This is a genomic window from Pedobacter sp. CG_S7, assembly GCF_040544395.1.
GTDB lineage: Bacteria > Bacteroidota > Bacteroidia > Sphingobacteriales > Sphingobacteriaceae > Pedobacter.
Map to the genome: position 1 here is coordinate 1 of NZ_JBEONS010000071.1, position 5549 is coordinate 5549.

At 47.5% G+C, this 5549-nt stretch carries 2 tRNA genes and 3 rRNA genes; all 5 read right to left on the reverse strand.

The features are described from left to right. Positions 1-53: 53 nt before the first annotated feature. A 5S ribosomal RNA gene (rrf, locus tag AAKU52_RS16930) occupies positions 54-165 on the reverse strand. Positions 166-278: 113 nt separating this feature from the next. Continuing rightward, positions 279-3158, reverse strand: a 23S ribosomal RNA gene (locus tag AAKU52_RS16935). Positions 3159-3416: 258 nt separating this feature from the next. Then, a tRNA-Ala gene (locus AAKU52_RS16940) sits at positions 3417-3490 on the reverse strand. Positions 3491-3509: 19 nt separating this feature from the next. Then, positions 3510-3583, reverse strand: a tRNA-Ile gene (locus AAKU52_RS16945). Positions 3584-3766: 183 nt separating this feature from the next. After that, positions 3767-5288 (reverse strand): 16S ribosomal RNA (locus AAKU52_RS16950). The 16S, 23S and 5S rRNA genes sit together here with 2 tRNA genes alongside, the layout of an rRNA operon. Positions 5289-5549: the final 261 nt, after the last annotated feature.

A 5549-nucleotide genomic window follows, 5' to 3' on the forward strand; every position in this document is an offset into this window, starting at 1 on the left:
AATTGGATTTAAACAAGAAAAGCCTGCAGTTTAGACTACAGGCTTTCTTTAAGATTTGGCACCGACCTACTCTCCCACGTGTTACCGCAGTACCATCGGCTCTGGTGGGCTTAACTTCTCTGTTCGGAATGGGAAGAGGTGGACACCACCGATATAGGCACCTAAATATTTTTAATGTTATTTAGCTTATCTATCTATCGATTTTTATTATTCTCACTAATATAACGATGACATATTATTGAAAGAAGTTAGTTTGAAGAACAAACAACAGTGTTTGCTTTTGAAAGCTTCGGATGATTAGTATTACTCGACTATGCTGTCGCCAGCTTTACATCTATAACCTATCAACGTAGTAGTCTTCTACGGTCCTATATGGAATTCTCATCTCGTGGCTAGTTTCGCACTTAGATGCTTTCAGCGCTTATCTATTCCCAGCGTAGCTACTCTGCAATGCCCCTGGCGGAACAACAGATTCACTAGAGGCTAGTCCAACCCGGTCCTCTCGTACTAAGGTCAGCCCCACTCAAAATTCCTACGCCCACAACAGATAGGGACCGAACTGTCTCGCGACGTTCTGAACCCAGCTCGCGTGCCACTTTAATCGGCGAACAGCCGAACCCTTGGGACCTTCTCCAGCCCCAGGATGTGACGAGCCGACATCGAGGTGCCAAACCTCCCCGTCGATATGAGCTCTTGGGGGAGATCAGCCTGTTATCCCCAGCGTACCTTTTATCCTTTGAGCGATGGCCCTTCCATGCAGAACCACCGGATCACTATATCCGTCTTTCGACCCTGCTCGGCTTGTCTGCCTCACAGTCAAGCAAGCTTATGCTATTGCACTCCACATACGGTTACCAAGCGTATTGAGCTTACCTTTGAAAGCCTCCGTTACCTTTTTGGAGGCGACCACCCCAGTCAAACTACCCATCAAACAATGTCCTCCACGTAGTGGAGTTAGACACCGAATACAAAAAGGGTGGTATTTCAACGTTGACTCCACAACACCTAGCGATGCCACTTCATAGTCTCCCACCTATCCTACACATCCTGTATCCAATGTCAATGTTAAATTGTAGTGAAGGTGCATGGGGTCTTTCCGTCCCGTTGCGGGTACCCGGCGTCTTCACCGGGACCACAATTTCACCGAGCTCATGGCTGAGACAGCGCCCAGATCGTTACACCATTCGTGCAGGTCGGAACTTACCCGACAAGGAATTTCGCTACCTTAGGACCGTTATAGTTACGGCCGCCGTTTACTGGGGCTTCAATTCAATGCGTCGGTTTAACCCTAACATCCCCTCTTAACCTTCCAGCACCGGGCAGGTGTCAGGCCTTATACTTCATCTTTCGATTTTGCAAAGCCATGTGTTTTTGTTAAACAGTCGCCTGGGCCTTTTCACTGCGGCTGATATTGCTACCAGCGCCCCTTCTCCCGAAGTTACAGGGCCATTTTGCCGAGTTCCTTAGCCATGATTCACTCGAGCACCTTAGAATTCTCTTCCCGGATACCTGTGTCGGTTTGCGGTACGGGTTTTTATAACCTGAAGCTTAGCGGTTTTTCTTGGAAGTCTGATTACCTGCGCTATCCACTTACCCGAAGGCTTGCGGTACTATCAACGTTCAGCTAAAGCGGCGGATTTGCCTACCACTCCAATACCTACAGTCTTCAACGATCTATTCCGTCAGATCGCGGCAGTGTCACTACTCCGTCCCCACATCGCAGTTATAAAAAGTACTGGAATATTAACCAGTTGTCCATCGAATTTCCCCTTCGGGTTCTCCTTAGGTCCCGACTAACCCTGATCCGATTAGCGTTGATCAGGAAACCTTATCCTTTCGGTGGGCGGGTTTCTCGCCCGCCTTATCGTTACTTATGCCTACATTTGCTTTTCCAGAAGCTCCACCACAACTTACGTCATAACTTCGCTGCCGCTGGAATGCTCCCCTACCGTAATATATAATATTACCCATAGCTTCGGTGTACTACTTAATGCCCGTTTATTATCCATGCACGATCGCTCGACTAGTGAGCTGTTACGCACTCTTTAAATGAATGGCTGCTTCCAAGCCAACATCCTAGCTGTCTAGGCAATCGCACCTCGTTAGTTCAACTTAGTAGTAACTTGGGGACCTTAGCTGATGGTCTGGGTTCTTTCCCTCTCGGCCCGTGACCTTAGCACCCCGGGCCTCACTGCCGTGTATATTATCTAGCATTCGGAGTTTGTCTGGATTTGGTAGGATTTGACTCCCCCGCACCCAATCAGTAGCTCTACCTCTAAATAACTTAACCACGACGCTGTTCCTAAAAACATTTCGGGGAGTACGAGCTATTTCCCAGTTTGATTAGCCTTTCACCCCTACCCACAGATCATCCGGAAACTTTTCAACGTTTATCGGTTCGGTCCTCCAGTACGTGTTACCGCACCTTCAACCTGTCCATGGGTAGATCACAAGGTTTCGCGTCTACCTCCCCTGACTATACGCCCTATTCAGACTCGCTTTCGCTTCGGATCCGTGTCTTAAACACTTAACCTTGCCAGAGAAGAGTAACTCGTAGGCTCATTATGCAAAAGGCACGCCGTCACGCCACCTGGACGCTCCGACCGCTTGTAAGCACACAGTTTCAGGTTCTATTTCACTCCCCTGTTCGGGGTTCTTTTCACCTTTCCCTCACGGTACTGGTTCACTATCGGTCTCTCAGGAGTATTTAGCCTTACCGGATGGTGCCGGCAGATTCCCACAAGGCGTCTCCGACCTCGCGGTACTCAGGATACTACTAGACTAATGTTACTTACGTGTACGCGGCTCTCACGCTATATTGCCAGGCTTCCCATCCTGTTCCACTTCATTTCATTAATGCCATATCGTAGTCCTACAACCCCGATTATGCCGTAACATAAACGGTTTGGGCTCTTTCCCGTTCGCTCGCCACTACTTAGGAAATCATTATTATTTTCTCTTCCTCTGCTTACTTAGATGTTTCAGTTCGGCAGGTTTGCGTACTTTGTACGACTAGTCTTCAACTAGCCAGGTTTCCCCATTCGGAAATCTTCGGATTAATTCATATTTGCTAATACCCGAAGCTTATCGCAGCTTATCACGTCCTTCATCGCCTCTGAGAGCCAAGGCATCCCCTGTGTGCTCTTTATTACTTTCTTCTCTCCATAGCCTTTTGCGCCTATGGAAATGCTTTTTTTGTTCTGTTGTTAAACTCTTAACGCCGTTTCAAGCCTCTTCAACACATGTAAACATGCATTTTCTATGCCAGTACCTTTTGTTAAAAGCTCAAACAACGTCTCTATTGTTGTTTGCTCTTCTTTATTAACTTCTTCCAATATGTCAAAGAACTTTTCAATCCCCGGGTAGCCTTACGCTTCCCTATTTTTTATGCCCTCTATTTTAAGCATGGGTGATCGTGGAGAATAACGGAGTCGAACCGTTGACCTCCTGCGTGCAAGGCAGGCGCTCTAGCCAGCTGAGCTAATCCCCCAGTAAGATGCTTAAATATGTAGTCCCGAGCAGATTTGAACTGCTGACCCCTACATTATCAGTGTAGTGCTCTAACCAACTGAGCTACGGGACTATATGGCTGTGGTATAACCGTATCGTTAGTGAGGTGTCTCATTCACAATCCTTGTTTTTTCCTCAGTGTACCTTTTGCTTACAGTTGTAACACTTCTTAATGTTTCATCTTATGGGTTATTTCTTTTGAGATCTTTTTGTCATTTATATCATTTAACGTAGCGAGTAGTCAATTCTACTCCAGAAAGGAGGTATTCCAGCCGCACCTTCCGGTACGGCTACCTTGTTACGACTTAGCCCCAGTTATCGGTTTTACCCTAGGACGCTCCTTGCGGTTACATACTTTAGGTACCCCCAACTTCCATGGCTTGACGGGCGGTGTGTACAAGGCCCGGGAACGTATTCACCGCGTCATTGCTGATACGCGATTACTAGCGAATCCAACTTCAAGAGGTCGAGTTGCAGACCTCTATCCGAACTGTGAATGGCTTTTTGAGATTTGCTTGCTGTTGCCAGCTTGCTGCCCTCTGTACCACCCATTGTAGCACGTGTGTAGCCCCGGACGTAAGGGCCATGATGACTTGACGTCGTCCCCTCCTTCCTCTCTGTTTGCACAGGCAGTCTGTTTAGAGTCCCCACCTTAACGTGCTGGCAACTAAACATAGGGGTTGCGCTCGTTGCGGGACTTAACCCAACACCTCACGGCACGAGCTGACGACAGCCATGCAGCACCTAGTTTCGTGTCCTTGCGGACTCATCTATCTCTAAATGATTCACTAACTTTCAAGCCCGGGTAAGGTTCCTCGCGTATCATCGAATTAAACCACATGCTCCTCCGCTTGTGCGGGCCCCCGTCAATTCCTTTGAGTTTCACTCTTGCGAGCGTACTCCCCAGGTGGAATACTTAACGCTTTCGCTTAGCCGCTAACTGTATATCGCTAACAGCGAGTATTCATCGTTTAGGGCGTGGACTACCAGGGTATCTAATCCTGTTTGATCCCCACGCTTTCGTGCCTCAGCGTCAATCACACCATAGTAAGCTGCCTTCGCAATCGGTGTTCTGTGACATATCTATGCATTTCACCGCTACTTGTCACATTCCGCCTACCTCTAGTGTATTCAAGCTTATCAGTATCAAAGGCACTGCGATGGTTGAGCCACCGTCTTTCACCCCTGACTTAATAAGCCGCCTACGCACCCTTTAAACCCAATAAATCCGGATAACGCTTGGATCCTCCGTATTACCGCGGCTGCTGGCACGGAGTTAGCCGATCCTTATTCCTTCGGTACATTCAGCTAATTACACGTAATTAGGTTTATTCCCGAATAAAAGCAGTTTACGACCCAGAGGGCTGTCTTCCTGCACGCGGCATGGCTGGTTCAGAGTTGCCTCCATTGACCAATATTCCTTACTGCTGCCTCCCGTAGGAGTCTGGTCCGTGTCTCAGTACCAGTGTGGGGGGTCATCCTCTCAGATCCCCTAGTCATCGTCGCCTTGGTGGGCCGTTACCCCGCCAACTAGCTAATGACACGCATGCCCATCTTAATCCTATAAATATTTGATCATATGATAAGGCTATCTCATGATGTTATGCGGTGTTAATCCGAATTTCTTCGGGCTATCCCCCAGATTAAGGTAGGTTGCATACGCGTTACGCACCCGTGCGCCACTTTCTCTCCCAGCAAGCTGGAAAATATCGTTCGACTTGCATGTATTAGGCCTGCCGCTAGCGTTCATCCTGAGCCAGGATCAAACTCTCCATTGTAAAATGTTTTGTTTGAACGCTGACCATTCTTAACTTGTATTAATAATAGTCTTTATTCTAATTGTATTGTCTGTTAGATTTTGACTCGAAAACTTAGCTTAGTTTCATGTACTTTGAACTGTACCTTGTTACCTCGCTACGTTGTATAAATGACATCTCTTTAATGAACTTATCGGCAATACCTCACGGCTGCCTTTTATATCTTGCAATTAAGTATGCTCCTGTTTACCGGTCTTTTTTACTCCGGATCACGCTCCCTAA